Origin of the sequence: Achromobacter sp. ACM04 (assembly GCF_014851465.1) — a bacterium.
GTDB classification, from domain to species: domain Bacteria; phylum Pseudomonadota; class Gammaproteobacteria; order Burkholderiales; family Burkholderiaceae_B; genus Achromobacter; species Achromobacter aegrifaciens.
In genome coordinates this window covers 93,413-118,371 of the sequence record NZ_JACUZS010000007.1, presented here as the reverse complement: position 1 = coordinate 118,371, position 24,959 = coordinate 93,413, and the positions used below count along the sequence as shown (strand labels likewise).

The following is a 24,959-nucleotide window of genomic DNA, read 5'->3' as shown; positions in this document are numbered from 1 at the left end:
GTGTCTGTTTCAAAAAAAGTGCTCTGTTGGGTGTTCTGGGCCGTGCTGACCGTCTATTGCGTCGTGGCCCTCGGACTGCTGGGCGTGCGCTATTGGGTTCTGCCCCGCGCGGACCAATGGCGTCCCCAGATCGAAGCCTACGCCAGCAAGGCGCTGGGCTCCCGAGTGACCATCGGCTCCATCCAGGCGAACTGGCAAGGCCTGAACCCCAAACTCGATCTCACCTCCGTCCAAGTCTACGACGATGAGGTGGACCCGGTGTTGTCCTTGCCTTCCGTTTCGGCGGTGCTGGCCTGGCGCAGCATTCTGGTCCTGTCGCCCAAGCTGCTGCGGTTGCAGCTCGACCGGCCCGAACTCCTGTTGCGGCGCGATCCCGAAAATCATCTATGGGTCGCGGGCCAGGACATCGACCTCAGTGATGACGACCAGCGTTCCGACCTGGACCATCCAGCGCTGCGCTGGCTGGGCGCGCAGCGCGAGCTGCGCATCCGCGGCGCGACCATACGCTGGCAGGACGAGTTGCGCCGCGCGCCGGAGCTCACCCTGACGGGCGTCGACTTCCTGGCGCGCAACGGCAGTTTGTCGCATCGTTTCGTGCTCAAGGCCGCGGCGGGCGAGGCGCTGGCGCGCAACGTCGAGCTGCGCGGCGAATTCAATCGCAGCCTGTTTTCGGTGAACGCGGCGAATCCCGGCAATTGGGGCGGCCAGCTATATGTACAGCTGGACGACGCTGAACCCTTGGCCTGGCAGCCTTGGTTCGAGGTCCCGGCGGTGGCGGGCCGCCTGAGCGGGCGGGCATGGCTGCAGCTGGAACGCGGCAAGTTCACCGATCTGACCGCGGACGCCGCCGTGCGCGGCCTGCAATGGACCGAGACCGCGCAAGGGACCGCTGCTCCAGGCTTCAGGGCCGGGTACGTCCAGGCCCGCGTCCAGGGCTTGCCGGGCGACTTCATGCAGCTGGACAGCGTGCCGCTGGCGCGCAGCCCTGGCGCCCCGGCGGTGTCGGTCAGCGCCAAGGCCGAACAGCTCACTCTGTCCTTGCCGGGCGTCTTCGAGCAACCCACGCTGGCTGTGCGCGACGTGGCGCTGGACGCCGCCGTCAAAGGGCCGGATGCGAAGCACTGGTTCGTGGACGTAGGCCAACTGCAACTGGTCAACGACGATCTCGACGTGCGCGTGCAAGGGCAGTGGCGGCCAGAAGGCAGGACCGCGGCGGGCAGCGTCGACATGCACGGCGTGATGGCGCGCGGCTCCATGTCCGCCATCCATCGCTACCTGCCGCTGGAGGTCAACGCCGATGCGCGCGAATGGCTGGCCATCGGCTTGCCCGCGGGCGAAATGCAATCGGCCTCCATCACGCTCAAGGGCGATCTCGACGAGTTTCCTTTTGGCGCGCCTGGGGCTCAGGGCGATTTCGTGATCGCCGGCGCATTCAGCGGCGCCAAGGTCGACTACGCGCCGGCGCGCGAGCGCCGCAAGGGCTGGCCGATGCTGGAGAACCTGTCCGGCAATTTCCGCATCGACAAGGTCAGCCTGGCGCTGGACAGTCCGGGCGGCGCGGTCGCGCATACCGGATCGGGACATACCGTGACGCTGGGGGCGGTTTCCGCAACCATTCCCAACATGGAAGAGAACTCCGAACTGCTGCTGACCGGCGAGACGTCCGGCGCCGTGCCGGCCTATCTGGCGCTGGCAGCCAACTCGCCCTTGGGCGAGTTGCTGGATGGCGCGCTGGACGAGGCGCGCGGCACCGGCGACTGGCGGGTGGGGCTCAAGCTCAAGGTGCCTCTGTTGAACACCGATGACACCCAGGTCCAGGGGAACATCCTGTTCGCGGGCAACTCCTTCACCTTCATGCCGGAGATGCCGCTGCTCAGCCAGATGCACGGCGACCTGGAGTTTTCGGAGAAGGGCGTCGAGGCCAAGGACTTGCGGGCCCTGTTCCTGGGCGGCCCGGCGCGGATTTACGGACGCCTGGCGCAGAGCACGGACGCCTTGCGCTTCGAGGGTACGCTGGCCGGGCCGGCGCTGACTCAATTAAGCAACACGCCGTCCATGTCGCGCTTTTCGGGCAAGGCGGCCTACAAGGGCAAGGTGGGCTATCAGCGCGGCGGCGCGGTGGACATTTCCGTCGAGTCCGATCTGGTGGGCATGGCGATCGACATGCCCGCTCCGGTCGGCAAGGCCGCCCAGGCTTCGCAGTTGCTGAAGGTGCAATGGTCGCCCGCGCAGGACCGCGGAGCGCAGAACCGGCGCTGGCTCACCGCAAGCCTGGGAGATGCCGTCAACGCGCTGTTCGAACGGGCGCCGTCCGAAGGGTCGCCGTCCTACTTCGCGCGCGGCGCGCTGGGCATCAACCGTCCGGCAAGCCTGCCGGAACGCGGGTTCAGCCTGAACGCGAGCCTGCCTGAACTGGACCTGGATGCCTGGGAAAGCGTGTCCGACGGCTTCAGCGCGCCTGCTGGCAAGGGCCGTGCCGCGCCCAAGCCCATGCTGCCCGCGGCCGAACGCATCAGCCTGGCGGCCGGCGTCTTGCGGACTGGCGGCTTTACCCTGAACGACCTGACGCTGTACGCGACCCGGCCGGGACCCGCCCAATGGCGCGTGGATCTGCAATCCAAGCAGGCCACGGGTTCGCTCGAATGGCGCGAGGCCTCGGGCGCCATCGCCGGCCAGATCACCGCGCGCCTGAAGCATCTGTCGCTGGGCGGCGAGGGCGACACCAACAAGGCCGACGAGGCGCTGTCCTCCGGCAACGACCTGTCAGACATCCCGGCGATCGATCTGCAAGCCAAGGAATTCCTGCTGTACGGCAAGAACGTGGGCGAACTCCAGGTGCAGGGCACGAACCTGCAGCGCGGCCGCCAATGGCGCCTGGACAAGCTGTCCATCGTCAACGACGCGGCCTCGCTCAACGCCACCGGCAACTGGAACCTGGAAGGCCAGAGCCGCGGCCTGACCGTGGACGCTTCGGTCAAGTTCGAAGACGTGGGCAAGTTCCTGGACCGCATCGGCTTCGAAAAGGTGGTGTCGGGTGGCAAGGGCACGATGCAGGGCAAGGCCACCTGGCGCAATCTGCCCTGGACCCACAAGATCGAAGACCTGACGGGCGAGGTCGACGTCAGCCTGGACAAGGGCCGCTTCATGCACGTCAACTCCCGCACCGCGCGGCTGCTGGAGCTGCTGTCCCTGCAATCGCTGCAGCGGCTGGCGCGGCTGGACGTAAATCCCACCAATCTGCTGCGCGACGGCTTCCCCTTCGACACCATCCGCGGCAAGGTCAAGCTGGCCGACGGCACGGCTTCGACCGAGGGCTACAAGATCAACGGGCCGGTGGCGACCATCGTGCTGGCCGGCGGGGTCAACATCATCCGCGAACGCTGGGACATGAAGGCCGTGGTGATCCCGAACCTGGACGCCAGCGGGGCGGCCATGGTGACGGCGCTGGCGGTCAATCCGCTGATCGGCCTGGGAGCCTTCGTGACGCAGTGGCTGCTGAAGCAGCCGCTGGCGCGGGCCATGACCATGGAATACGCCGTCACCGGCAGCTGGGACGATCCCAAGATCGAGCCGATAGACGCGTCCGGCAAGCCGGCCGGCAACAAGCAGACCCCGCGTCCGGCGCCGCAGCCTGGCACGCTGGAGGAGTTCATGGGAGGGCAGTGAGCCGCCTGTCCGGCCCATGAAAAACGCCCTGGGCGCAAGCGCGCTCCAGGGCGTTTTTCATGGCCGGGTCCAAGGCGCGGGCGCCGCGGACCGCAGGCTCTGACCAGGCTTACTTCTTCTTCATCATGTCGAAGAATTCGGCGTTGGTCTTGGTGGCGCGCATCTTGTCCAGGATGAATTCCATCGACTGGACTTCGTCCATGTCGTGGATGAACTTGCGCAGCACCCAGACCTTCTGCAGCAGGTCGGGGGCGATCAGCAGCTCTTCGCGGCGGGTGCCGGACTTGTTCAGATTGATCGACGGGTAGACGCGCTTTTCGGCCAGGCGGCGCTCGAGGTGGACTTCGGAGTTACCGGTGCCCTTGAATTCTTCATAGATGACTTCATCCATGCGGCTGCCGGTTTCGATCAGCGCCGTGCCCAGGATGGTCAGCGAACCGCCTTCTTCCAGGTTGCGGGCCGCGCCGAAGAAGCGCTTGGGGCGTTGCAGCGCGTTGGCGTCCACGCCGCCGGTCAGCACCTTGCCGGAGGCCGGCACCACGGTGTTGTAGGCGCGGGCCAGACGGGTGATCGAGTCCAGCAGGATCACCACGTCCTTCTTCATTTCGACCAGGCGCTTGGCCTTCTCGATGACCATTTCCGCGACCTGCACGTGGCGGGTGGCGGGTTCGTCAAAGGTCGAGGCGACCACTTCGCCGCGCACGGTGCGCTGCATTTCGGTCACTTCCTCGGGGCGTTCGTCCACCAGCAGGACGATCATGACCGCGTCGGGGTAGTTGGTGGTGATGGCGTGCGCGATGTGCTGCATCATCACCGTCTTGCCGGACTTGGGGCTGGCGACGATCAGGCCGCGCTGGCCCATGCCGATGGGGGCGAAGACGTCAAGAATGCGGCCCGTGAGGTTTTCCTCGCTCTTGATGTCGCGTTCCAGGCGGATGTTGCGGTTCGGGTGCAGCGGCGTCAGGTTTTCGAACATGATGCGATGCTTGATCGCTTCCGGCGCCACGCCGTTGACCTTGTCCACCTTCACCAGGGCGAAATAGCGCTCGCCGTCCTTGGGCGTGCGCACTTCACCTTCGATCGAGTCGCCGGTGTGCAGGTTGAAGCGGCGGATCTGCGAGGGCGAGATGTAGATGTCGTCCGTGCTGGCCAGATACGAGGTCTCGGGCGAGCGCAGGAAGCCGAAGCCGTCGGGCAGGACTTCCAGGACGCCGTCGCCGAAGATCTGCTCGCCTTGCTTGGCGCGCCGTTTCATGATGGCGAACATCAGCTCCTGCTTGCGCAGGCGGTTGGCGTTCTCGATTTCCAGGCCGGCGGCCATTTCCAGCAGCTGCGAGACGTGCAGCGCCTTCAGTTCGTTGAGGTGCATCGCGGTGGATTTTTGGGGGAAAGTGAAGGAGAGTTCTGGCGGCGCGCCACGGACGGGCACACGCGGTATTGAATGAGCGCCGCCCCGAGGGCGGCGCCTTCGTTCACGGCACGCGGCTTACAGCGCGCCGTCCAGGAATGCGGTCAGTTGCGACTTCGACAGCGCGCCAACTTTGGTGGCGGCAGCTTGGCCGTCTTTAAAGAGCATAAGGGTGGGAATGCCGCGGATGCCGTACTTGGTGGCGGTACCCTGGTTTTCATCGACGTTCAGCTTGGCGATCGTCAGGCGGCCAGCGTACTCCGTGGCGACTTCTTCCAGGATCGGGGCAATCATCTTGCAGGGGCCGCACCAGGCAGCCCAGTAGTCCACCAGCACCGGCTGGCCGGATTTCAACACATCGGCATCGAAGCTGGCGTCACTGACGTTCTTGATTTGGTCGCTCATGATGGTGATTCTCGGTTCGGCAGCAAAAGGCGCGTAAAAAGGGACGCGCCCCGCCGTTGTTCTTGTTTGTGGATGGACTCAAGCATACCACTGTCAATATCAACAGGCATACCACTGTTAATAACAACAGGAGTTGCTGGATTTGTGTAGGATGTTGCGGCGCAGTTGTCGCGATCCGGGCGGTACCGACCCGATGCGCTGGCTGTGACTGTCATCATCCTACCGAATTCGGAGCTGGTCAGGTCGTGCTCATCCCACTGGGAGCCGCGCAGAATCTGGACTTATCCGTAAAATGTCGGTTTTTTTCCACAGATGTTGGGGATAACTTGGCCACTCCACGTTACACCGAGGCGTCCATTCGCGTCCTGAAGGGACTGGAGCCCGTGCGCCAGCGCCCGGGCATGTACACCCGAACCGAAAACCCCCTGCACGTCGTGCAGGAGGTCATTGATAACGCCGCAGACGAGGCATTGGCCGGATACGGCAAGCAGATCCAGGTCACGCTGCACGTCGACGGCAGCGTTTCCGTCGAGGACGACGGGCGCGGCATTCCCGTTGGCTTGCACCCTGAAGAGAACGCTCCCGTGGTGGAGCTGGTGTTCACGCGCCTGCACGCAGGCGGCAAGTTCGACAAGGCGGGCGGCGGCGCCTACGCCTTTTCCGGCGGCTTGCACGGCGTGGGCGTGTCCGTCACCAACGCCCTGGCCACGCGCCTGGAAGTGGTGGTGTGGCGCGATGGCGCCGTCAACCGCCTGGTCTTCAAGGGCGGCGACGTGGCCGAGCCCCTGGCGCCCTACGACCAGGGTGGCCGCAAGAAGTCCGGCACCCGCGTGCGCGTCTGGCCGGACGCCAAGTATTTCGACAGCCCCAACATTCCGCTGGGCGAGCTGACGCACCTCCTGCGCAGCAAGGCCGTGCTGCTGCCGGGCGTCAAGGTTTCCCTGGTCAACGAGAAAGCCGGCGACACCAAGACCTGGCAGTACCAGGACGGCCTGCGCGGCTATCTGTCCGAGGCGCTGGCCGGGGCGGAGCTGATGGTGCCGTTCTTCGAAGGCGAACAGTACGCCGGGGCCGACCACGAGAACTTCGCCGAAGGCGAGGGCGCCCAGTGGGTGGTGGCCTGGACCGAGGACGGCAACGCCGTGCGCGAGTCGTACGTGAACCTGATTCCGACGCCTGCCGGCGGCACCCATGAATCGGGCCTGCGCGAAGGCCTGTTCGGCGCGGTCAAGGGTTTCGCCGAGCTGCACAGCCTGCTGCCCAAGGGCGTCAAGCTGCTGCCGGAAGACGTGTTCGCCCGCGCCAGCTTCGTCTTGTCGGCCAAGGTGCTGGATCCGCAGTTCCAGGGCCAGATCAAGGAACGCCTGAACAGCCGCGACGCGGTGCGCCTGGTCGGCGGCTTCTCCAAGAGCGCGCTGGACCTGTGGCTGCACAGTAACGTCGAATACGGCAAGAAGCTGGCCGAACTGGCCATCCGCCAGGCCCAGGCGCGCCAGCGCTCGGCCCAGAAGGTCGAAAAGCGCAAGAGCTCGGGCGTGGCCGTGCTGCCGGGCAAGCTGACCGATTGCGAATCCAGCGACGCGACCCGCACCGAAGTCTTCCTGGTCGAGGGCGACTCCGCGGGCGGTTCGGCCAAGATGGGCCGCGACAAGGAATTCCAGGCCATCCTGCCGCTGCGCGGCAAAGTGCTCAATTCCTGGGAAGTGGATCGCGACCGGCTCTTCGCCAACAACGAAATCCATGACATTTCCGTCGCCATCGGCGTGGACCCGCACGGTCCCGGCGATACCCCGGACCTGTCGGGCCTGCGCTACGGCCGCATCTGCATCCTGTCCGACGCCGACGTCGACGGTTCGCACATCCAGGTGCTGTTGCTGACGCTGTTCTATAAGCACTTCCCCAAGCTGGTCGAAGCCGGCAACGTGTTCGTGGCCAAGCCGCCGCTGTTCCGGCTGGACGTGCCGGCGCAGGGCAAGCGTCCGGCGCGCAAGATCTACTGCCTGGATGAAGGCGAACTCGAGGCCGCGCAGGACAAGCTGCGCAAGGAAGGCGTGCGTGAAGGCGCCTGGGCCGTCAGCCGCTTCAAGGGCCTGGGCGAAATGAATCCCGAGCAACTGTGGGAAACCACCATGAATCCGGACACGCGCCGCCTCTTGCCCGTGGGCTATGGCGACCAGACGCCCGAAGACACCACCCGCATGTTCGACATGCTGATGGGCAAGGGCGAGTCCTCGCAGCGCCGCGCCTGGATCGAAGAGAAGGGCAATCTGGCGGAGCTGGACATCTGATGGCCGGGTCCGCGCCCGGCTCGGCCCGCATGGACGTCCAGATGACTGCCGACGACTACGCCGACTTCGCCGCTTACGTGTACAAGCGGCCGGAGCTGCGCCGTCGCCGCTACCGCTCCCATCTGCGTTTCGCGGTCCTGATGATCGTGGCCCTGCTGGCCTACCTGATCTGGCAGACCTGGGACGGCAATACGCCGAACTGGGGGCGGATCCTGCCCGTGTATTTCCAGGGCTTGGCGGTGGGCCTGGGCATTCTTGCGCTCCTGGCGCTGGCTTACGAGTACGTCCTGCCCTCGCTGGTCAGGATGAACACGCGCCGCATGCTGAAGCGTCAGCCCGACGAGCTTTTCCTGGGACGGCATCAGCTGGACTTCGGCCCCGACGGCATCACGGATACCACTGCCACCGCCTCCGGACGCATGGACTGGTCCGATGTGCGGCGGGTCGAGGAAACCCCGCAACATCTCTATGTCATTCTCGGCACTTTGCAAGGCGTGATCATCCCCAAGCGCGGGCAGGACGCCGCCACGTTGGATGCGGTGCGGACCCAGTTGCGCGCGCATGTCGCCGATACGCAGCTGATGTCGTCCGCGCAGGCGCTTTGACGCCGTTTCGATGAAATTGTCTACCTGAATACATCATGACCGACAGCAATCAACCCGGCTTGTTCGATTCCAACCCGCCCGGCGGCGATGGCGGTGGCGATGGCGACGCCGCCATCACCCTGGCGCGCTACGCCGAGCAAGCCTATCTGGACTACGCGGTGTCCGTGGTGCGCGGCCGCGCCCTGCCGGACGTGGGCGACGGGCAGAAGCCCGTGCAGCGGCGCATTCTCTTCGCCATGCAGGCGATGGGGCTGGCCGCTGGCGCCAAGCCCGTCAAGTCCGCGCGCGTCGTGGGCGACGTGCTGGGCAAGTATCACCCGCACGGCGACCAGGCCGCCTATGACGCCATGGTGCGCATGGCGCAGGATTTCTCGCTGCGCTATCCGCTGATCGACGGCCAGGGCAACTTCGGTTCGCGCGACGGCGACAACGCCGCCGCCATGCGCTACACGGAAGCCCGCCTTACCCCCATCGCCAAGCTGCTGCTGGACGAGCTGGACGAAGGCACCGTGGACTTCGTGCCCAACTACGACGGCAGCCAGCAAGAGCCGCAAATGTTGCCGGCGCGCCTGCCCGTGATGCTGCTCAACGGCGCGTCGGGCATCGCGGTCGGCATGGCGACCGAGATCCCGCCGCACAACCTGCGCGAAGTGGCGCAGGCCTGCGTGGCGCTGCTGAAGCATCCGCAGATGCCGGACGCCGAGCTGCACGCCCTGATCCCGGGTCCGGATTTCGCGGGCGGCGGGCAGATCATCACGCCGGCCGAGGACATCGCCCAGATCTACGCGGGCGGCCGCGGTTCGCTCAAGGTGCGAGCGCGCTGGCAGTTCGAGGAAATGGCGCGCGGCCAATGGCAACTGGTGGTCACTGAGCTGCCGCCGGGCACCTCGGGCCAGAAGGTGCTGGAAGAGATCGAGGAAATCACCAACCCCAAGGTCAAGACCGGCAAGAAGAGCCTGACGCCCGAGCAGACGCAGGCCAAGGCGGTGATGCTGAACCTGCTGGACGCCGTGCGCGACGAGTCGGGCAAGGACGCCGCCGTGCGCCTGGTCTTCGAACCCAAGACCTCGCGCGTGGACCGCGACGAATTCGTCAACACGCTGCTGGCGCAGACCAGCATGGAAAGCAGCTCGTCCATCAACCTGGTGTGCATCGGCACCGATGGCAGGCCGCGCCAGAAGGGGCTGCGCGACATCCTGGTCGAGTGGCTGGCGTTCCGCACCAACACCGTGGTGCGCCGCACGCGCTTCCGCCTGGACAAAGTCATCGACCGCATCCACGTGCTGGAAGGCCGCATGGTCGTCTACCTGAACGTGGACGAAGTCATCCAGACGATCCGCGAATCCGACGAGCCGCGCGCCGCGCTGATGGAACGCTTCAAGCTGTCCGAACGCCAGGCCGAGGACATCCTGGAAATGCGCCTGCGCCAGTTGGCCCGCCTGGAAGGCTTCAAGATCGAGCAGGAACTGGCCGACAAGCGTGACGAACAGGTGCGCCTGCAGGAACTGCTGGACAATCCCGCTTCGCTCAAGCGCCTGCTGGTCAAGGAAATCGAGGCCGACGCCAAGCAATACGGCGACGACCGCCGCACGTTGATCGAGACCGCCGAACGCGCCGTGCTCGAAACCAAGGTGCTGGACGAGCCCGTCACCGTGATCGTGTCGCAGAAGGGTTGGCTGCGCGCCCGCCAGGGCCACGGCCACGATGCGTCGCAATTCGGCTTCAAGCAGGGCGACGATCTGTACGGCGCCTTCGAGTGCCGCACCACCGACACGCTGATCGCCATGGGCGACAACGGCCGCGTCTATTCGGTGCCGGTCGCCGGGCTGCCTTCGGCCCGCGGCGACGGCCAGCCGGTCACCACCATGATCGACCTGGGCAGCGGCACGCGTATCGTCCACACGATCGCGGCCGCGCCCGACAGCCGCTGGCTGCTGGCTACGCGCGGCGGCTACGGCTTTGCCGCCAAGCTGTCCGACATGGTCAGCCGCCAGCGCGCCGGCAAGCAGTTCATCACCCTGGAAGAGGGCGACGAACTGCTGCGTCCGGTGCCGCTGTTCGACGGCGCCAAGCAATTGGCGCTGCTGTCGCACAAGGGCAAGTTCCTGGTGTTCGGCCTGGACGAGGTCAAGACGCTGTCCGGCGGCGGCCGCGGCACCATCCTGATGGGGCTGGACGGGACCGACAAGCTGGACCAGACCGTGCCCATCGGCGCGGGCGGCCTGCGCGCGGCCGGCATCTACCGCAACAAGCACACCGAGGACATCCTGGCGGGCGACGCGCTGGCGCCGTACATCGGCAAGCGCGCCCGCAAGGGGCGGGCGCTGGATGTGCGGCCCAAGCAGCCGGTGGTGCTGTCGCCGGTGCTGGGCTAGGTTCCGGGCGGGCAGACAAGAGAATGGCGGGCTGCGGCCCGCCATTTTTTCGTCTGTTGACCGGCTGCGCGATCCCGGTATTTAATAGATAGATCATTCAGTCTATTAATAGCATGCGCAAGATCGACCCCATCAAGCAGCAGGAACGGCGCACCCAGATATTGGCCGCCGCAGCGGATTGCTTTGCAGAGCAGGGCTTCCATTCGACCTCGACGGCGCAGATCTGCGCCCGCGCCGGCATGAGCCCCGGCAACCTGTTCCACTACTACGGCAGCAAGGCGGAAATCATCGAAGCGATGATTGCGTCGGATACCGAGTCCGCGCGCGAACGCATGCGGCAAGCGTGCGCCGCGCCCGACGCGAGGCGGGCGTTGACGGATTGGGTCGCCGCGCAGTTGGCGCAGCATCAAGACCCGGCCTACGTCAGGCTGGGCATGGAGATCCTGGCCGAAGCCGTGCGCAACCCGCGCGTGCACGCGCTGGTGCTGGAGAACGAGGCGGCGCGCAAGGCCGGGTTGATGGCCTTGCTGGAAACGGTGTGGGCACAACGCACGCCGCCGCAGGCGGCAGCCGAGATGGCCGATACGCTGTTGCTGCTGCTGGACGGCGTCTACAGCCGGTCGGTGGTCGACCCCGCCTTTGGCGCGGCGGCCGGCAGCCGTCTCCTGGAACAGGCCTTGTCGCGGTGCCTGCCTGGCGACGCGCAACAAGGCGCAGCCGCAGGGGGGCAGGCATGAACGCGGCAGCAACCCATGCGCGGCTGGAGCAGGTCGATGCGCTGCGCGGCTTCGCGCTCTTCGGCATCCTGGTGGTCAACATCGGCGTGTTCTCGTCGCCGTTCTATGGCGCCGGCGTGGCCGACCCGGCGTACTCGCAGCCCTTGGACCTGGCCATGCGCTGGCTGATCGCGTGGCTGTTCGAGACCAAGTTCTACCTGCTGTTCTCTTTCCTGTTCGGGTACAGCTTCACCTTGCAGATGACCGCTGCCGAACGCAGCCAGGCGGCTTTTGCGCCGCGCTTCCTGCGCCGCTTGGCGGGCCTGGCTTTGCTGGGGCTGGCGCACGCGGTGCTGTTCTACCAGGGCGACATACTGCTGACCTACGCATTGCTGGGCCTGGCGCTGCTGCTGTGCCGGCGGATGGAGCCGCGGCGGGCGCTGCGCATTTCGCTGTGGCTCATCGTGCTGACGGCCTCGTTGTGGGCCATTCTGGGCGCATTGAGCTATCTGGACCCGGTGTCGCCCGGGTACGAGGCGCAGTACCACGCGGACGCCCTGGCGGCGATCGACGCCTACCGGGGCAGCATAGGCACGACCATCGCGCAGCACTGGAAAGAGCTGACCGGGGGCGTGTGGTTCACGGTGCTGTTCGTGCAAGGGCCGTTCGCGTTCGCAATGTTCCTGGCGGGCTACGCGCTGGGCCGCCGTAACGCGCTGGCCGATCCCTGGCGTCAGCCTCGTGTGCTGTGGTTGCTGTGCGCGCTGGGCCTGGCGCCAGGCCTGGCCGGTTCTGCGGCCTACGCCTTCAGCACGCTGCCGTCAGCGGGGGCAGCCTGGGAACTGCCGGGTCTGGCGGTGGACCTGCTGACCGCGCCGTTGCTCAGCATGTCGTACGCGGCGGCCTTGCTGCTGGCCATGCGCACGCAGCCGGGGGCGCGGCTGGCGGGCTGGCTCGCGCCCGCCGGGCGGATGGCATTGAGCAACTACCTGATGCAATCCGTGGTCTGCGCCTTTCTTTTCACCGCTTGGGGCCTGCGCCTGTTCAGCTCGGTCTCGCCGCTGGCGACGTTCTGCATTGCCGTCGCGATGTTCGCGGCGCAGTTGCCGCTGTCCGCCTGGTGGCTGCGGCGCCACGCCTACGGCCCGGTCGAGTGGTTCCTGCGCGCGCTCACCATCGGCGCCTGGCCGGCCTGGCGGCGCGCGCGGGCTGACTGATCAGACCGGCTTGGCGCGCAGCCGGCCGACGGGGGCGCCGCCGTCGCGCCGGCCCTGGCGCGCCCACATGCCTGCCAGCAGCAGCAACGCGGGCACATATACCCAGAAGTCGGACCAGCGCTGCGGGTTGGGCGCCTTCACTTCCAGCACGTCCCAGCCTTGTTCCCAGCCGGCGCGCTGGGCGCGGCTGCCGAAACGCACGCCGCCGATCTGTGTCTGGTCGCCCAGGCTCATCAGTGTCAGTCCGGCCTCGGCCAGGCGCTTGCGGCCCGCGTCCTGCCCGCCCGGGTTGTCCGTCAATTCGGGCAGGGCAACGGCCACCGTCTTGGTCAATTCGTCGCCTTCCAGGTTGATGCCGCGCAGCACCACCGTCAGCCTTCCATTGTCGGGCAGCGCGCCCGCGATGGCCTGCATCTCGGAGGCCGGACGGCTTTCATGGCGCGGCGCGAAATGGTCCATGAACCAGTCCGGACGGAACAGCATGAACGTGACCAGCAGCAGCACGCCGACTTCGGCCAGCGTGCAGCGCACGCGGAACCAGCGCATGGTGGCGGCGGCGAAGGTCAGCGAGGCGATCGTGGCGCCCGTCACGACCAGCGCCAGTTCCCAACCGTAGGTGACGTCGATCAGCAGCAGCATGGGGTTGAACACGAACATGAACGGCAGGATGGCCGTGCGCGCCGCGTAGGTCACGCCCTGGATGCCGGTCTTGATCGGGTCCTCGCCCGAGATGGCGGCGGCCGCGAAGGTCGCCAGGCCGACGGGTGGGGTGATGTCGGCCATGATGCCGTAGTAGAAGACGAACATGTGCACCGCGATCAGCGGAATCACCAGGCCGCTCTGCGCGCCCAGCTCCACCACCACGGGCGCCATCAGCGTCGCCATCAGGATGTAGTTGGCCGTGGTCGGCATGCCCAGGCCCAGGATCAGGCACACCACCGCCGTGAAGATCAGCATCAGCAGCACGTTGCCCATGGACACCAGTTCGACGAAGGCCGTCATGCGCAGGCCCAGGCCGGTCAGGGTGATGGCGCCCACGATCAGCCCGGCGGTGCCGCAGGCGATGGCGATGCCTATCATGTTGCGGGCGCCGTCCTCCAGGCCGCCGATGGCGTCGCGCCAGCCGTGGCGCCAGGCCGCGGACACCGGCTGCTTGCGGAACCAGGCGATCAGCGGACGCTGCGTCACCATCTGGAACAGCATCGCCATCGCCGCCCAGAACGCCGACAGTCCGGCCGACAGCTCTTCCACGCTCAGGCACCAGACCAGGATGCCGATGGGAATCAGAAAGTAGAGCCCGGCGCGCACCGTGGGCCAGGGTTGCGGGCGCACGGGGTGGTTGATGTCGATGTCCTGCGGCAAGTCGGGGTGGCGCGCCGCCACGCGCAGCAGCCACAGATAGAGCACGGCCAGGATGGCCAGCAACACCCAGATGGCCGCGGCGCCTGCCACGGCCTGCACGCCCGTGCCTATCCAGTAGACCGCGCCCATCACCAGCAAGGTGCCGCTGATGCCCATGCCCCATCCGGCCAGCTTCTGCAGCGGCGTGCGCGCGGGGCCCGAGGCCATCATGGGCTGGATGCCCAGTTTCAGGGCTTCCAGGTGGACGATGTAGAACAGCGCGATGTAGGAGATCGCGGCCGGCAGGATCGCGTGGCGGATGATGTCGGTGTAAGGAATGCCGACATACTCGATCATCAAAAAGGCGGCTGCGCCCATCACGGGCGGCATGATCTGGCCGTTGACGGACGAGGCGGTCTCGATGGCCCCGGCGCGCACGCCGCCGTATCCGGCCTTCTTCATCAGCGGAATCGTGAAGATGCCGCCCGTCACCACATTGGCCACCGACGACGCCGACACCAGGCCGTTGACGGCGGAGGACACCACCGCCACCTTGGCCGGCCCGCCGCGCAGGTGCCCCAGCAGCGCGAACGACACCTGCATCATGTAGTTGCCCGCGCCGCACTTGTCCAGCATCGAGCCCAGCAGCACGAAGATGAAGATGTACGACACCGATACGCCCAGCGCCACGCCATAGACGCCTTCCGTTGTCAGCCACATGTGCGACATCAGGCGTTCCAGCGACGCGCCGCGGTGCGCCAGCACGTCGGGCAACCAGGGACCGGCCAGCGCGTAGGCCACGAACACCAGGCCCAGCACGGTCATGGGCAGGCCGAGCGCGCGGCGCGTCACCTCCAGCAGCAGCGCCAGGCCAATCGCGGCAGTGGCCACGTCCATGGTGGTCGGCTGGCCGGGACGGCCCGCCAGCTCGTTGTAGAAGACGTACAGATAGCTGCCGCAGAAGCCTGCCATCAGCGCCAGCGCCCAGTCGTACCAGGGCATGCGGTCGCGCGCCGAGCGCTTGCTGGCGGGGTAGGCCAGATAGCCCAGGAACATGGCGATGCCCAGGTGCAGGGCGCGCGCCTCGGTGTCGTTGAAGATGCCCCAATTCAGGGAGAACGGCAGCGGCGACGCGTACCAGAGCTGGAAGAGGGACCAGATCAGCGCGCCCGCCGCCAAGGTGGCGCCCGCCAGGCCGCGCACATTGCGGCCTCCGCGGTCGGCGTCGGCGACCAGCTGTTCCAGGTCCGGGGCCGGCGTATGCGGCTCTTTATTCATGAAATTCCCCTACGTGTCATGGCGCGCGCCGGCGGCGCGGCGCGCGTTGAGCCCCCGCGCTTGCTGTGCGCAGGGGACGGCAGCCTGCGTGGCGGGGTTAGACCCGGCCACACACGCGTGCCGTTTCAGCGGCCCTTGGGCCTGGGCCTCAGAGCAGGCCCTTTTCCTTGAAGTACTTCTCGGCGCCCGGATGCAGCGGCGCCGACAGCCCGTTCTTCACCATGTCCGCCGCCTTCAGGTTGGCAAACGCGGGGTGCAGCTTCTTGAAGTCGTCGAAGTTGTCGAACACCGCCTTGACCACGGTGTAGACCGTCGCCTCGGGCACGTCGGCGGAAGTGACGAAGGTAGCGGTCACGCCGTAAGTCTTGGTTTCCGTCGGGTTGTTCGGATACAGCCCGGCCGGAATCGAGGCGTGGGCGTAGTACGGGTACTTCTCGACCAGCTTGTCCACGGCGGGACCGGTCAGCGACACGAGCTTGGCGCCGCAGCTGGTGGTGGGGTCCTGGATGTTGGCCGAGGGGTGGCCCACGCCATAGAAGAAGCCGTCGATCTTGCCGTCGCACAGCGCGGAACCGTGCTCGTCGGGACGCAGTTCGGACGCCAGCGAGAAGTCCTTCAGCGTCCAGCCCATGGTGCTCAGCAACTCCTCCATCGAGGCGCGCGTGCCCGAGCCGGGGTTGCCGACGTTGAAGCGCTTGCCCTTGAGGTCTTCGAAGCTCTTGATGTTCGCTTCCTTGCGCGTCACGACGGTGAAGGGCTCGGGGTGGATGGAGAACACCGAGCGCAGCTTGGTGTACGGTCCGGCCTGCTTGAACTGGCCTTCGCCCTTGTAGGCGTTGAAGCCGACGTCGGATTGCACCACGCCCAGGTCCAGCTCACCGGCCTTGATGGTGTTGGCGTTGAAGACCGAGCCGCCGGTCGATTCGACCGAGCAACGGATGCCGTGACTGGAACGATCCTTGTTGACCAGACGGCAGATGGCGCCGCCGGCGGCATAGTAGACGCCGGTGACGCCGCCCGTGCCGATACTGACGAACTTCTGTTGGGCGGCGGCGGGCGCCGGCGCCGTGGACAGCAATGCCGTGGCAAGGCCCGCGGCTGCGAGCGTCCAGGCGTTGCGATGGCCCAAGGGGTGTTTGACGGACGTGGTCATGCAAACTCCTTTTGGGGTTTTTCCCCGTGATATTGCCGGTCTTGGCCGGCGGTTGGTGCGCCCCGCGAGCCGCGGAGCACCCTGTGCGTATCATCACGAGCCCGCGCCAGGCGGGCGGCACGGCGCAATCGCTTGCGCCGCGCTTGCAGCAGGCGGCTAGGCGCGCGCCTGCGCGATGGCGGCGTCGATGGCGCCGCTCAGACGTTCGGTCAACTGGTCCAGTTCATCGTCGGAGATGATGAAGGGCGGGGCGAGCAGCACGTGGTCGCCGTGGCGGCCGTCGATGGTGCCGCCCATCGGGTAGACCATCAAACCGAGCGCCATGGCTTCGCGCTTGATGCGCGCGTGCAGCGACAGCGCGGGGTCGAAGGTCTGCTTGCTGGCGCGGTCCTGCACCAGCTCGATGCCCATGAAGAGGCCGCGGCCGCGGATGTCGCCGACGTGCGGATGCGCGCCCAGCGCGCTCTCCAGCCGCTGGCGCAAGCCTGCGCCCTGCGCTTGCACGCGCGCCAGCAGGCCGTCGCGCCGGATCACCTCCTGCACGGCGAGCGACGCGGCGCAGGCGATCGCATGGCCCAGATAGGTGTGGCCATGCTGGAAGAAGCCGCTGCCTTGCTGCATGGCATCCACGATGCGCTGCTGCACCATCACCGCGCCGATCGGCTGATAGCCGCCGCCCAGGCCCTTGGCGATGGTGATCAGGTCAGGCGTGACGCCTTCCTGTTCCACTGCGTACAGCGTGCCGGTGCGGCCCATGCCGCACATGACCTCGTCGGCAATCAGCAGCACGCCGTGACGGTCGCAGACTTCGCGGACGCGGCGGAAATAACCCGGCACAGCCGTGACGGCGCCGGCGGTGGCGCCGACCACGGGTTCGGCCACGAAAGCCATCACCGTATCCGGACCCAGGCGCTCGAAGGTCTGTTCCAGTTCCTGCGCCAGACGTTCGCCGTATTGCTCGGGGCTTTCGTCCTCGCGCTGGTCGCGGTAGGCGTAGCAGGGCGACACGTGCTCGACCTCGATCAACAGCGGCGCGAACTGCGCGCGGCGCCAGGCATTGCCGCCCACCGCCAGCGCGCCCAGCGTGTTGCCGTGATAGCTCTGGCGCCGCGCGACGATGTGGCGGCGTTCCGGCTGGCCGATTTCCACGAAGTACTGCCGCGCCATTTTCAGCGCGGCTTCGACCGCTTCCGAGCCGCCCGAGACGAAGTAGGCATGGGAAATGCCCGGCGGCGCATCGGCCACCAGGCGCTCGGCCAATTGCTCCGCGACCTCGGTCGTGAAAAAGCTGGTGTGGGCATAGGCCAGCGCGTCGATCTGCGCATGCATGGCGGCCTGGATGTCGGGGTGGTTGTGTCCCAGGCAGGAGACCGCCGCGCCGCCCGAACCGTCGAGGTAGGAGCGGCCGGCGCTGTCGTAGACCCACACGCCCTGGCCGCGGACCGCGACGGGAGGCGTCTGGCGCAATGAACGATGCATGACATGGGTGTGGCTCATGGGGCAATTCCGCAATGCAGGAGGTTGAAGGCGAATCCGGACGGGATGTCAGGCGGGGCGGCGCGGCGGCGCGCTCCAGTAAACGTTGTCGTTGAGCAGGCGCTGTTCCACTTCGGTCAGCCGGTTCAGCACCTCCTCGCCGCCGCGCGCGGTCAGGCGGGCGATCAGGTGCTCCGCCAGGCCCAGCAGGCCGGCGGTGGTGTGGAAGAACGACCCGGGCCCCTGGCGCGCCGGGCGGGCCCGCACGCCTTCGCGGTCAGGAGGCGCGAAGCGCAGGGTGTGGCGGGCGTCGACCGCCAGCGGCGACAAGGGGTCATCGGTCAGCGCGATCAGCGCCACGCCGCGCTGCGCGGCCTGGCGGGCCAGTTGCACGGTGGCGGTGGGATAGGGCGCCTGCGAGATCACGATCAGCGCGTCGCCGGGTCCCAGGTTGTCGGCTTGCTCGGCGGGCGCGCCGCCCAGGCCGTCTATGAGCACGCTGTTGCGCCGCACCAGCTGGTAGGCGTAGCGCATCTGGAAGGCAATGCCGAAGGCTGAGCGCGTGCCCAGGAAGCCGACCTGCCTGGCTTCCAGCAGGGTCTGCACCGCGGCGTCGAAGGCGGAGGGCGGGTTCAGCGCGCAGACGGAGCTCATGGCCCGAACCTGATAGTCGGTGAGCACGTCGTGCCCGGGCGCCGCGGGTTCGCCCGCCGCGGCCTGCAGCGCGGCAGCGCGCTCGCGCAGTCCCGGCGCGGCCTGCCCTGCCAGGGCCTGCTGGAAGGGCTGACGGAAATCCTCGTAGCTGGAAAAGCCGACGGCCCGCGCCAGCCGCAGCATGGTTGCCGGCGCCACGCCCAGGGTCTGGGCCTGGCGCCGCATGGACCACAGGCCGACCTCGGCGGGGTGCGCCACGACCCAATGCGCCGCCCGCTGCAGTTCCGGCGGCAGTTGTTCCAGTTTTTCCTGGAGGGTCAGGAGGAGGTCGGACGGCAAGGACATGTACGGCGGGAAGAGGCTGTAAAAAAAACAGATGATAAATCTTGAATCAATAAAAAAACATATGTTTTTATAAGGGGTTCCACCTAGAGCGTCTGACGGTCTAGGCAAGCTCGCTCGCAGGTAAGTCCTTGAAATTCGCTGCCAATTCCCGCAAATCGGCGCTCATTTACTTACATCACGCAACGGGATTTTTGTTTGACGGGAATGAATCGTGCGCATATCATTTGTGTAGAAATGAATTTGACCGAACACGTTTTCCCATGACTGACACCGCGAAATCCGACCCTGCACAGCAATACGATTTGCGCATCTTGCGGGCCCTGCGCCGCATCACGCGTTCCATCGCCTTGCATTCGCGCCAGTTGTCCGCCGTCAGCCACATTACGGCGCCGCAACTGATGTGCCTGCGCACCGTGATCGCCAACGGTCCGATGACGGCCACCGCGATCAGCCGCGAAATGCACGTCAGTCCCAGCACCGTGGTCGGGATCCTGGATCGCCTGGAAGACAAGGGCTTGATCCGCCGCGAACGCGGCCGCGAAGACCGTCGCATCGTATTCGTCACGGCCACGGACGCGGGCCGCGAACTGGCGCAAGGCGCGCCGTCGCCGCTGCAAAAGCATCTGGCCGACGCGCTCAATGCCTTGCCCGAACTGGAACAGGCCACCATCACGCTGTCCCTGGAGCGCATCGTGGCGCTCATGGAGCAGGACGGCCAGGCCGCCGTCGACACGCATGGCGACGTGTCTTCGCCCATCCTTGAAGTGCCCACGGGCGGGGCACCCCCTGAATCGGGAATCGTTGCATGAAGAAAACCGAACTGGATACCCCAACCCTCTCAAGTGCCGTGGCGCCGGCGGTCAGCGCGCAGACCCATACCATGCGTCTGCCCGACCGCAAAGACGGCGCCGCCATCCACCGCCTCATTTCCGAGTGCCCGCCGCTCGACCTGAATTCCCTCTACGCGTACCTGCTCCTCGCTGAGCATTTCCGCGACACCTGCGTCCTGGCCGAAAGCGTCGGCGGACGCATCGACGGTTTTATCTCCGCATACGTGATCCCGGACCGGCCCGACACCTTGTTTGTCTGGCAGGTCGCGGTGCACACCCGCGCACGCGGCCATCGACTGGGCCGCGCCATGCTCCGCGAGCTCTTGCGCCGCAAGGGTCTCGAGCATGTCCGCTATCTCGAAACCACGGTGGGGCCTGACAACCAGGCATCGCGCCGCAGCTTTGCCGGCCTGGCCAGCGAACTCGGCGCCCACGTCTCCGAGCAGCCGTTCTTCGACCGGCAGCTTTTCGGCGGCGCGGACCATGACGACGAGATGTTGTTGAGGATAGGTCCGTTCGCCTTGCCAGCCCCCTAGGGGCGGCGCAAGCCCAGCGGTCTTATCGAATTACCGGGATGGTTGGCCGATCCGGATGCGCAAGCGCACCCGGAAGGGTTCTGGCCGTCCGTCCACTCATGAGATGAAAAGGGAGGATTAATCATGGACTTGAAGATCTTTGACCGGATGGAGTCGGAGGTACGGGGCTACATCCGGTCGTTCCCCGTGATATTCAGCCAGGCCAGGGGCTCGACCCTGATCGATGAGGACGGCACCGAATACATCGATTTCTTCAGCGGCGCCGGCACGCTGAACTATGGCCACAACAATCCTGTTCTCAAGGAAAAGCTGCTGGAGTACGTCCAGTCGGACGGCGTAGTGCATGGCCTGGACATGGCCACCAGCGCGAAGAAGCGTTTCCTGGAGACGGTGGACCGCGTGCTGCTCAAGCCGCGGAACTGGCAATACACCTTGCAGTTCACCGGTCCCACCGGCACCAACGCGGTTGAAGCCGCGCTGAAGATCGCGCGCCAGGTCAAGGGACGTCCCAACGTCATCTCTTTCACCCATGGTTTCCATGGCGTGAGCGGCGGCTCGTTGGCGGTGACGGCCAACATGAAGTTCCGCGACGCGTCCGGCTATGCGCTGGGCAACACCACCTTCATGCCCTACGACGGATACTTCGGTCCGGACGTGGACACCATGGCCTATCTTGAACGCATGCTGGAAGATCCCAGCAGCGGCATGGACAAGCCGGCGGCCGTCATCGTGGAAACGGTGCAGGGCGAAGGCGGCGTCAACGTGGCGACGCTGCGCTGGCTGAAGGAACTGGAAAAGCTGTGCAAGCGCCACGACATGCTGCTGATCGTGGACGACATCCAGGTTGGCTGCGGGCGCACCGGCACGTTCTTCAGTTTCGAGTCCGCGGGTATCCGCCCCGACATCATTACCCTGTCGAAATCGCTGTCGGGCTTCGGCCTGCCGATGTCGCTGGTGCTGATGAAGCCCGAGCTGGACATCTGGAAACCCGGCGCCCACAGCGGCACCTTCCGCGGCAACAACCTGGCCTTCGTCACGGCCGCGCAGGCGCTGGAAACCTATTGGGCCAACACCGCCTTCGCCACCGAAATCCAGCGCAAGGAGCGCCAGGTGCGCGACTGGCTGGAGAACCTGGTTCACAGCTATCCCAACGCCGGCCTGTCGGTGCGCGGCCGCGGCCTGATCCAGGGCCTGGTGTGCAACGCCACGCCCGCGCTGGCCAACCGCATCGCGCAGAACGCCTTCAAGAAAGGCGTCGTGATCGAGACCTCGGGCGCGCACGATGAAGTGCTCAAGCTGCTGCCCGCGCTGACCATCGAGGAAGAGCTGCTCAGCAAGGGCCTGGACGTGATCGAAGCCAGTGTCGCGGAAGCGCTCGCCGAAGAAGGGCAGTCCGCCCGCATCCTGAAATTTGGAGGAAAACGTCAATGATCGTACGCAATGTCAAAGATGTGATCGGCACCGCCGACGAAGTCCGCACCGACACCTGGGTCAGCCGCCGCGTGCTGCTCAAGAAGGACGGCATGGGTTTCTCCTTTCACGAGACCACCATCTTTCCGGGCGGCCGCACCCACATCCACTACAAGAACCATCTTGAAGCGGTGTGGTGCATCGAAGGCGACGGTTCCATCGAGACCATCGCCGACGGCAAGAAGTACGAACTGGGACCTGGCGTGGTCTACGCCCTGAACGAACACGACGAGCACTGGCTGTGCGGCGGCAAGGAGCCGCTGCGCGTCATCTGCGTCTTCAACCCGCCGCTGACCGGCCAGGAAGTGCATGACAAAGAAGGCGTCTACGCCTTGCCTGAAGCCGAAGCCCAAGCGGCCTGAAACACAAGGAGGTTCGCATGATCTCACCTGCACAGGATCCGTACGCCTCCCGTACGGATCGAAGTTCCGCCATCATCGCCCGCCAGGACCCGGTGGTCTATGAAAACGGCCAGTACGCCAGCGCATTGAACGCCGGCCAGGTCGAGCAATACGAGCGCGACGGCTTCATCCTGCTGGAGAACCTGTTTTCCGAAGATGAAATCCGCGCGCTGTCCACCGAGGTCGAGCGCATGACGCGCGACCCCTCTATCGTCCGCCGCGAAGAGTCCATCACCGAGCCCGGCAGCAATGCGGTGCGCTCGATCTTCATGGTGCACGTGCTCAATCCCATCCTGTCGCGCCTGGTGCGCGATCCGCGCCTGGTCAATGTGGCGCGGCAGATCCTGGGGTCCGAGGTGTACATCCACCAGTCGCGCGCCAACATGAAGCCCGGTTTCAAGGGCAAGGAGTTCTACTGGCACTCCGACTTCGAAACCTGGCACGTCGAGGACGGCATGCCGGCGATGCGCGCGCTGAGCTGCTCGGTGCTGCTGACCGACAACAACGAGTGCAACGGCCCCTTGATGCTGGTGCCCGGATCGCATCGCCAGTTCATCTCGTGCGTGGGCGAGACGCCGAATGAACACTACAAGCAGTCGCTGAAGAAGCAGGAATACGGCGTGCCGGATCCGGTCAGCCTGCAGCTGCTGGTGGAGCAGGGCGGTATCCGCTCCATGACGGCCAAGGCCGGTTCGGTGGTGTTCTTCGACTGCAACACGATGCACGGCTCCAACAGCAACATCTCGCCGTGGCCGCGCGCCAACGTGTTCATGGTCTACAACAGCATGGAAAACACGCTGAACCCGCCCAAGTACGGCCTGACTCCGCGTCCCGAGCACATCGCGACGCGCAAGGGATTCAAGGCGGTCACCCCGCTGGATACCTTGAAGCTGGTGGGGGGCTGAGCCTCCTGTGAAAATGCCCAGGCGCTGCCTGGGCATTTTTTCTTCCGGGCGTCTGCTATTCTCTGCGCACTTCGCCCCATCGAGACTCCGCACGCCATGTCCGCCCGCATCCTCAGCCTGCACATCTACCCGGTCAAATCCTGCGCGGGCATTGCCCTGGACGAATCGCCCATCGACCGCGCTGGGCTGGCCCACGACCGCCGCTGGATGCTGATCGGCGCCGATGGCCAGTTCATGACGCAGCGCCAATGGCCTGCGATGGCCCTGATCCGCACGGCGCTCACGGCCGATACGCTGCGCCTGTCAGCGCCGGGCATGTCCGATCTGGACGTTGCCCTGGACGGATCGGGACTGGAACAAGAGGCGCAGTCCGTGGCCGTGTGGAGCGATACCACGTCCGGCCGGCGCGAAAGCGCGGCGGCCGGGCAGTGGTTTTCCGACTTCCTGAAGACGCCGTGCCGTCTGTACAAGGTGGACGCGGCCGCACAACGCAACGCCAAGCCGGACTGGGTGTCGCGCTGGGTGGACGCGCATCCAGACCTGGCCGAACCGTTCGCGGGCCAGCACTGCTTTGGCTTTGCTGACGGCTTCCCGCTGCTGGTGGCCAACCAGGCCTCGCTGGACGACCTGAACGCCCGCCTGCAGGCCAAGGGCGTGGCGCCGGTGCCGATGGACCGCTTCCGACCCAATATCGTGGTCCAGGGCGAATGGGAAGCCTTCGAGGAAGACCACACCGCCCTGATCGAAGCCGCGGGCGTGAAGATGGCTTTCGTCAAGCCTTGCACCCGTTGCTCGATTCCCGACATCGACCAGAACACCGCCCAGCAGTATGAAGAGCCCGGCCGCACGCTGGCCGGCTACCGCAATCTGGAAATCGGCGTGGTGTTCGGCCAGAACGCCATCCTGGACGCGCCCGAGGGCGCGCGCCTGAAGGTCGGCGACGAGGTCGGGATCGAACTGGATTTCTGAATCCGGGGCCTCGCCGCCGGGGCCTTAGGCCGAGGACAGCTTCAGGCCTACCAGGCCGAGCACGATGAGGGCGACGCTGGCGATGCGCATCCAGCTGGTGGATTCGCCGAACAGCACGATGCCGGCCACGAAGGCGCCGATCGTGCCGATGCCTACCCACACCGCATAGGCCGTGCCCAGGGGCAGGGATTTCATGGCGACCGCCAGCAGCCAGACGCTGATGGCCATGCCTCCCGCGGTGATGGCCGAAGGCCAGAAACGGGTGAATCCGTGGGTGTATTTCAGGCCTACGGCCCAGACGATTTCAAACAGGCCTGCGAGTACCAGGATGATCCAGGTCATTACGACTCCTACCTTGTGCTGCCGGCGTGCCGCCGGCGCGAGGGGCCGTCCCCAGAATCAAACGCGCCAGCCTAGTCGCCGCGCGCGGCAGCGGGCCGTCCCGCTGCGGCAAAAATTATAGAATACCGGGTTCATACGGCAAAACCGGGTGCCGGGCATCACTCTTGCAACACTTCGCGTTCCGGGCCGCGAAACCAGGATATTTATCATGCAACGCATCATGCTGCGGGCAAAACTGCACCGCGTCACGGTCACCGAAGCCGACCTCCACTACGAGGGGTCTTGCGGCATCGACGAAGACTTGCTGGACGCTGCCGGCATGCGCGAGTTCGAACGCATCGAGCTCTACAACGTCACCAACGGTGAACGTTTCGACACCTACATCATCAAGGCGGCCCGCGGCAGCGGCGCCATCTCCTTGAACGGCGCCGCCGCGCGCCGCGCCCAGGTCGGCGACCTGATGATCATCTGCACCTACGGCCCGATGTCCGAGGCCGACTCGGCCACGCACAAGCCGCTGGTGGTGCTGGTGGACGACGCCAACCGCGTCAAGGAAATCCGCAAGTTCCCGGCCTGAGG

General features: G+C 66.2%; 20 protein-coding genes. 13 read left to right on the top strand and 7 right to left on the bottom strand.

Annotated elements, in window-relative coordinates; genetic code table 11:
* Positions 1 to 3,666 (top strand): YhdP family protein, encoded by a 3,666-nt coding sequence (locus tag IB259_RS30560; RefSeq protein ID WP_370528726.1) that lies wholly within the window; start codon positions 1 to 3, stop codon positions 3,664 to 3,666.
* Positions 3,667 to 3,775: 109 nt separating this feature from the next.
* Here IB259_RS30560 and rho read toward each other — a convergent pair whose 3' ends face one another.
* Complete coding sequence (rho, locus tag IB259_RS30555) at positions 3,776 to 5,035, bottom strand: transcription termination factor Rho (protein WP_054458721.1); 1,260 nt, start codon at positions 5,033 to 5,035, stop codon at positions 3,776 to 3,778.
* Positions 5,036 to 5,152: 117 nt separating this feature from the next.
* Positions 5,153 to 5,479, bottom strand: coding sequence for a thioredoxin TrxA (gene trxA / locus IB259_RS30550; protein ID WP_006218534.1), 327 nt, complete (start codon positions 5,477 to 5,479; stop codon positions 5,153 to 5,155).
* A 326-nt stretch (positions 5,480 to 5,805) separates the two neighbouring features.
* Here trxA and IB259_RS30545 point away from each other — a divergent pair, with 326 nt between their 5' ends.
* From IB259_RS30545 to IB259_RS30525, 5 genes are all read left to right on the top strand, one after another.
* Positions 5,806 to 7,767, top strand: a complete 1,962-nt coding sequence (locus tag IB259_RS30545; protein ID WP_192331025.1) for a DNA topoisomerase IV subunit B — start codon at positions 5,806 to 5,808, stop codon at positions 7,765 to 7,767.
* Positions 7,767 to 8,372, top strand: a complete 606-nt coding sequence (locus tag IB259_RS30540) for a YcxB family protein (protein ID WP_054458717.1) — start codon at positions 7,767 to 7,769, stop codon at positions 8,370 to 8,372. The genes IB259_RS30545 and IB259_RS30540 overlap by 1 nt, the downstream gene beginning before the upstream one ends.
* 35 nt (positions 8,373 to 8,407) lie before the next feature.
* A complete protein-coding gene (gene parC, locus IB259_RS30535; protein ID WP_054458716.1) occupies positions 8,408 to 10,747 on the top strand; it encodes a DNA topoisomerase IV subunit A in 2,340 nt (779 codons plus the stop codon).
* Between the two features lie 113 nt (positions 10,748 to 10,860).
* Positions 10,861 to 11,484, top strand: a complete 624-nt coding sequence (locus IB259_RS30530) for a TetR/AcrR family transcriptional regulator (RefSeq protein WP_175214395.1) — start codon at positions 10,861 to 10,863, stop codon at positions 11,482 to 11,484.
* The gene (locus IB259_RS30525; protein WP_192331023.1) at positions 11,481 to 12,680 is read left to right on the top strand and encodes a DUF418 domain-containing protein; all 1,200 of its coding nucleotides are present in this window, start codon (positions 11,481 to 11,483) and stop codon (positions 12,678 to 12,680) included. The genes IB259_RS30530 and IB259_RS30525 overlap by 4 nt, the downstream gene beginning before the upstream one ends.
* On the opposite strand, the gene IB259_RS30520 is transcribed toward IB259_RS30525, so the two are convergent.
* The 4 genes from IB259_RS30520 to IB259_RS30505 all read right to left on the bottom strand — a co-directional run bounded on the left by IB259_RS30520 (position 12,681) and on the right by IB259_RS30505 (position 18,927).
* The gene (locus IB259_RS30520; RefSeq protein ID WP_175214393.1) at positions 12,681 to 15,299 is read right to left on the bottom strand and encodes a TRAP transporter fused permease subunit; all 2,619 of its coding nucleotides are present in this window, start codon (positions 15,297 to 15,299) and stop codon (positions 12,681 to 12,683) included.
* Between the two features lie 148 nt (positions 15,300 to 15,447).
* Complete coding sequence (locus tag IB259_RS30515) at positions 15,448 to 16,452, bottom strand: TAXI family TRAP transporter solute-binding subunit (protein WP_054458708.1); 1,005 nt, start codon at positions 16,450 to 16,452, stop codon at positions 15,448 to 15,450.
* A 156-nt stretch (positions 16,453 to 16,608) separates the two neighbouring features.
* Positions 16,609 to 17,949 carry an aspartate aminotransferase family protein gene (locus IB259_RS30510; RefSeq protein ID WP_054458707.1) on the bottom strand — a complete coding sequence of 447 codons (1,341 nt, stop codon included), beginning with the start codon at positions 17,947 to 17,949 and terminating at the stop codon, positions 16,609 to 16,611.
* Between the two features lie 48 nt (positions 17,950 to 17,997).
* Entirely contained in the window at positions 17,998 to 18,927 is a 930-nt protein-coding gene (locus IB259_RS30505; protein WP_054458705.1) for a MurR/RpiR family transcriptional regulator, read from the bottom strand.
* Positions 18,928 to 19,187: 260 nt separating this feature from the next.
* Here IB259_RS30505 and IB259_RS30500 point away from each other — a divergent pair, with 260 nt between their 5' ends.
* The 6 genes from IB259_RS30500 to IB259_RS30475 all read left to right on the top strand — a co-directional run bounded on the left by IB259_RS30500 (position 19,188) and on the right by IB259_RS30475 (position 24,038).
* The gene (locus tag IB259_RS30500; protein ID WP_054458703.1) at positions 19,188 to 19,736 is read left to right on the top strand and encodes a MarR family winged helix-turn-helix transcriptional regulator; all 549 of its coding nucleotides are present in this window, start codon (positions 19,188 to 19,190) and stop codon (positions 19,734 to 19,736) included.
* Positions 19,733 to 20,293 (top strand): diaminobutyrate acetyltransferase, encoded by a 561-nt coding sequence (gene ectA, locus IB259_RS30495; protein ID WP_192331021.1) that lies wholly within the window; start codon positions 19,733 to 19,735, stop codon positions 20,291 to 20,293. The genes IB259_RS30500 and ectA overlap by 4 nt, the downstream gene beginning before the upstream one ends.
* 123 nt (positions 20,294 to 20,416) lie before the next feature.
* Complete coding sequence (ectB, locus tag IB259_RS30490; protein ID WP_175214391.1) at positions 20,417 to 21,724, top strand: diaminobutyrate--2-oxoglutarate transaminase; 1,308 nt, start codon at positions 20,417 to 20,419, stop codon at positions 21,722 to 21,724.
* Positions 21,721 to 22,125, top strand: coding sequence for an ectoine synthase (locus tag IB259_RS30485; protein ID WP_006387829.1), 405 nt, complete (start codon positions 21,721 to 21,723; stop codon positions 22,123 to 22,125). The genes ectB and IB259_RS30485 overlap by 4 nt, the downstream gene beginning before the upstream one ends.
* A 17-nt stretch (positions 22,126 to 22,142) precedes the next feature.
* The gene (gene thpD / locus IB259_RS30480) at positions 22,143 to 23,069 is read left to right on the top strand and encodes an ectoine hydroxylase (protein ID WP_054458697.1); all 927 of its coding nucleotides are present in this window, start codon (positions 22,143 to 22,145) and stop codon (positions 23,067 to 23,069) included.
* 96 nt (positions 23,070 to 23,165) lie between these two features.
* Positions 23,166 to 24,038, top strand: a complete 873-nt coding sequence (locus tag IB259_RS30475) for an MOSC domain-containing protein (RefSeq protein ID WP_175163894.1) — start codon at positions 23,166 to 23,168, stop codon at positions 24,036 to 24,038.
* A 24-nt stretch (positions 24,039 to 24,062) separates the two neighbouring features.
* Here the strand turns inward: IB259_RS30475 and sugE are convergent, their stop codons facing one another.
* The gene (gene sugE / locus IB259_RS30470; protein ID WP_013392803.1) at positions 24,063 to 24,380 is read right to left on the bottom strand and encodes a quaternary ammonium compound efflux SMR transporter SugE; all 318 of its coding nucleotides are present in this window, start codon (positions 24,378 to 24,380) and stop codon (positions 24,063 to 24,065) included.
* Between the two features lie 208 nt (positions 24,381 to 24,588).
* On the opposite strand from sugE, the gene panD reads away from it, so the two are divergent.
* Positions 24,589 to 24,957: an aspartate 1-decarboxylase gene (gene panD / locus IB259_RS30465; protein ID WP_013392804.1), complete on the top strand. Its 369-nt coding sequence runs from the start codon at positions 24,589 to 24,591 to the stop codon at positions 24,955 to 24,957.
* The last annotated feature ends 2 nt before the right edge of the window (positions 24,958 to 24,959 follow it).

What these genes read in the sequence shown, in the direction of transcription:
- rho (WP_054458721.1), bottom strand. Translation starts at nt 5,035, where the DNA reads ATGCACCTCAACGAACTGAAGGCGCTGCACGTCTCGCAGCTGCTGGAA.
- trxA (WP_006218534.1), bottom strand. Translation starts at nt 5,479, where the DNA reads ATGAGCGACCAAATCAAGAACGTCAGTGACGCCAGCTTCGATGCCGAT.
- IB259_RS30540 (WP_054458717.1), top strand. Translation starts at nt 7,767, where the DNA reads ATGGCCGGGTCCGCGCCCGGCTCGGCCCGCATGGACGTCCAGATGACT.
- parC (WP_054458716.1), top strand. Translation starts at nt 8,408, where the DNA reads ATGACCGACAGCAATCAACCCGGCTTGTTCGATTCCAACCCGCCCGGC.
- IB259_RS30530 (WP_175214395.1), top strand. Translation starts at nt 10,861, where the DNA reads ATGCGCAAGATCGACCCCATCAAGCAGCAGGAACGGCGCACCCAGATA.
- IB259_RS30525 (WP_192331023.1), top strand. Translation starts at nt 11,481, where the DNA reads ATGAACGCGGCAGCAACCCATGCGCGGCTGGAGCAGGTCGATGCGCTG.
- IB259_RS30520 (WP_175214393.1), bottom strand. Translation starts at nt 15,299, where the DNA reads ATGAATAAAGAGCCGCATACGCCGGCCCCGGACCTGGAACAGCTGGTC.
- IB259_RS30515 (WP_054458708.1), bottom strand. Translation starts at nt 16,452, where the DNA reads ATGACCACGTCCGTCAAACACCCCTTGGGCCATCGCAACGCCTGGACG.
- IB259_RS30510 (WP_054458707.1), bottom strand. Translation starts at nt 17,949, where the DNA reads ATGAGCCACACCCATGTCATGCATCGTTCATTGCGCCAGACGCCTCCC.
- IB259_RS30505 (WP_054458705.1), bottom strand. Translation starts at nt 18,927, where the DNA reads ATGTCCTTGCCGTCCGACCTCCTCCTGACCCTCCAGGAAAAACTGGAA.
- IB259_RS30500 (WP_054458703.1), top strand. Translation starts at nt 19,188, where the DNA reads ATGACTGACACCGCGAAATCCGACCCTGCACAGCAATACGATTTGCGC.
- ectA (WP_192331021.1), top strand. Translation starts at nt 19,733, where the DNA reads ATGAAGAAAACCGAACTGGATACCCCAACCCTCTCAAGTGCCGTGGCG.
- ectB (WP_175214391.1), top strand. Translation starts at nt 20,417, where the DNA reads ATGGACTTGAAGATCTTTGACCGGATGGAGTCGGAGGTACGGGGCTAC.
- IB259_RS30485 (WP_006387829.1), top strand. Translation starts at nt 21,721, where the DNA reads ATGATCGTACGCAATGTCAAAGATGTGATCGGCACCGCCGACGAAGTC.
- thpD (WP_054458697.1), top strand. Translation starts at nt 22,143, where the DNA reads ATGATCTCACCTGCACAGGATCCGTACGCCTCCCGTACGGATCGAAGT.
- IB259_RS30475 (WP_175163894.1), top strand. Translation starts at nt 23,166, where the DNA reads ATGTCCGCCCGCATCCTCAGCCTGCACATCTACCCGGTCAAATCCTGC.
- sugE (WP_013392803.1), bottom strand. Translation starts at nt 24,380, where the DNA reads ATGACCTGGATCATCCTGGTACTCGCAGGCCTGTTTGAAATCGTCTGG.
- panD (WP_013392804.1), top strand. Translation starts at nt 24,589, where the DNA reads ATGCAACGCATCATGCTGCGGGCAAAACTGCACCGCGTCACGGTCACC.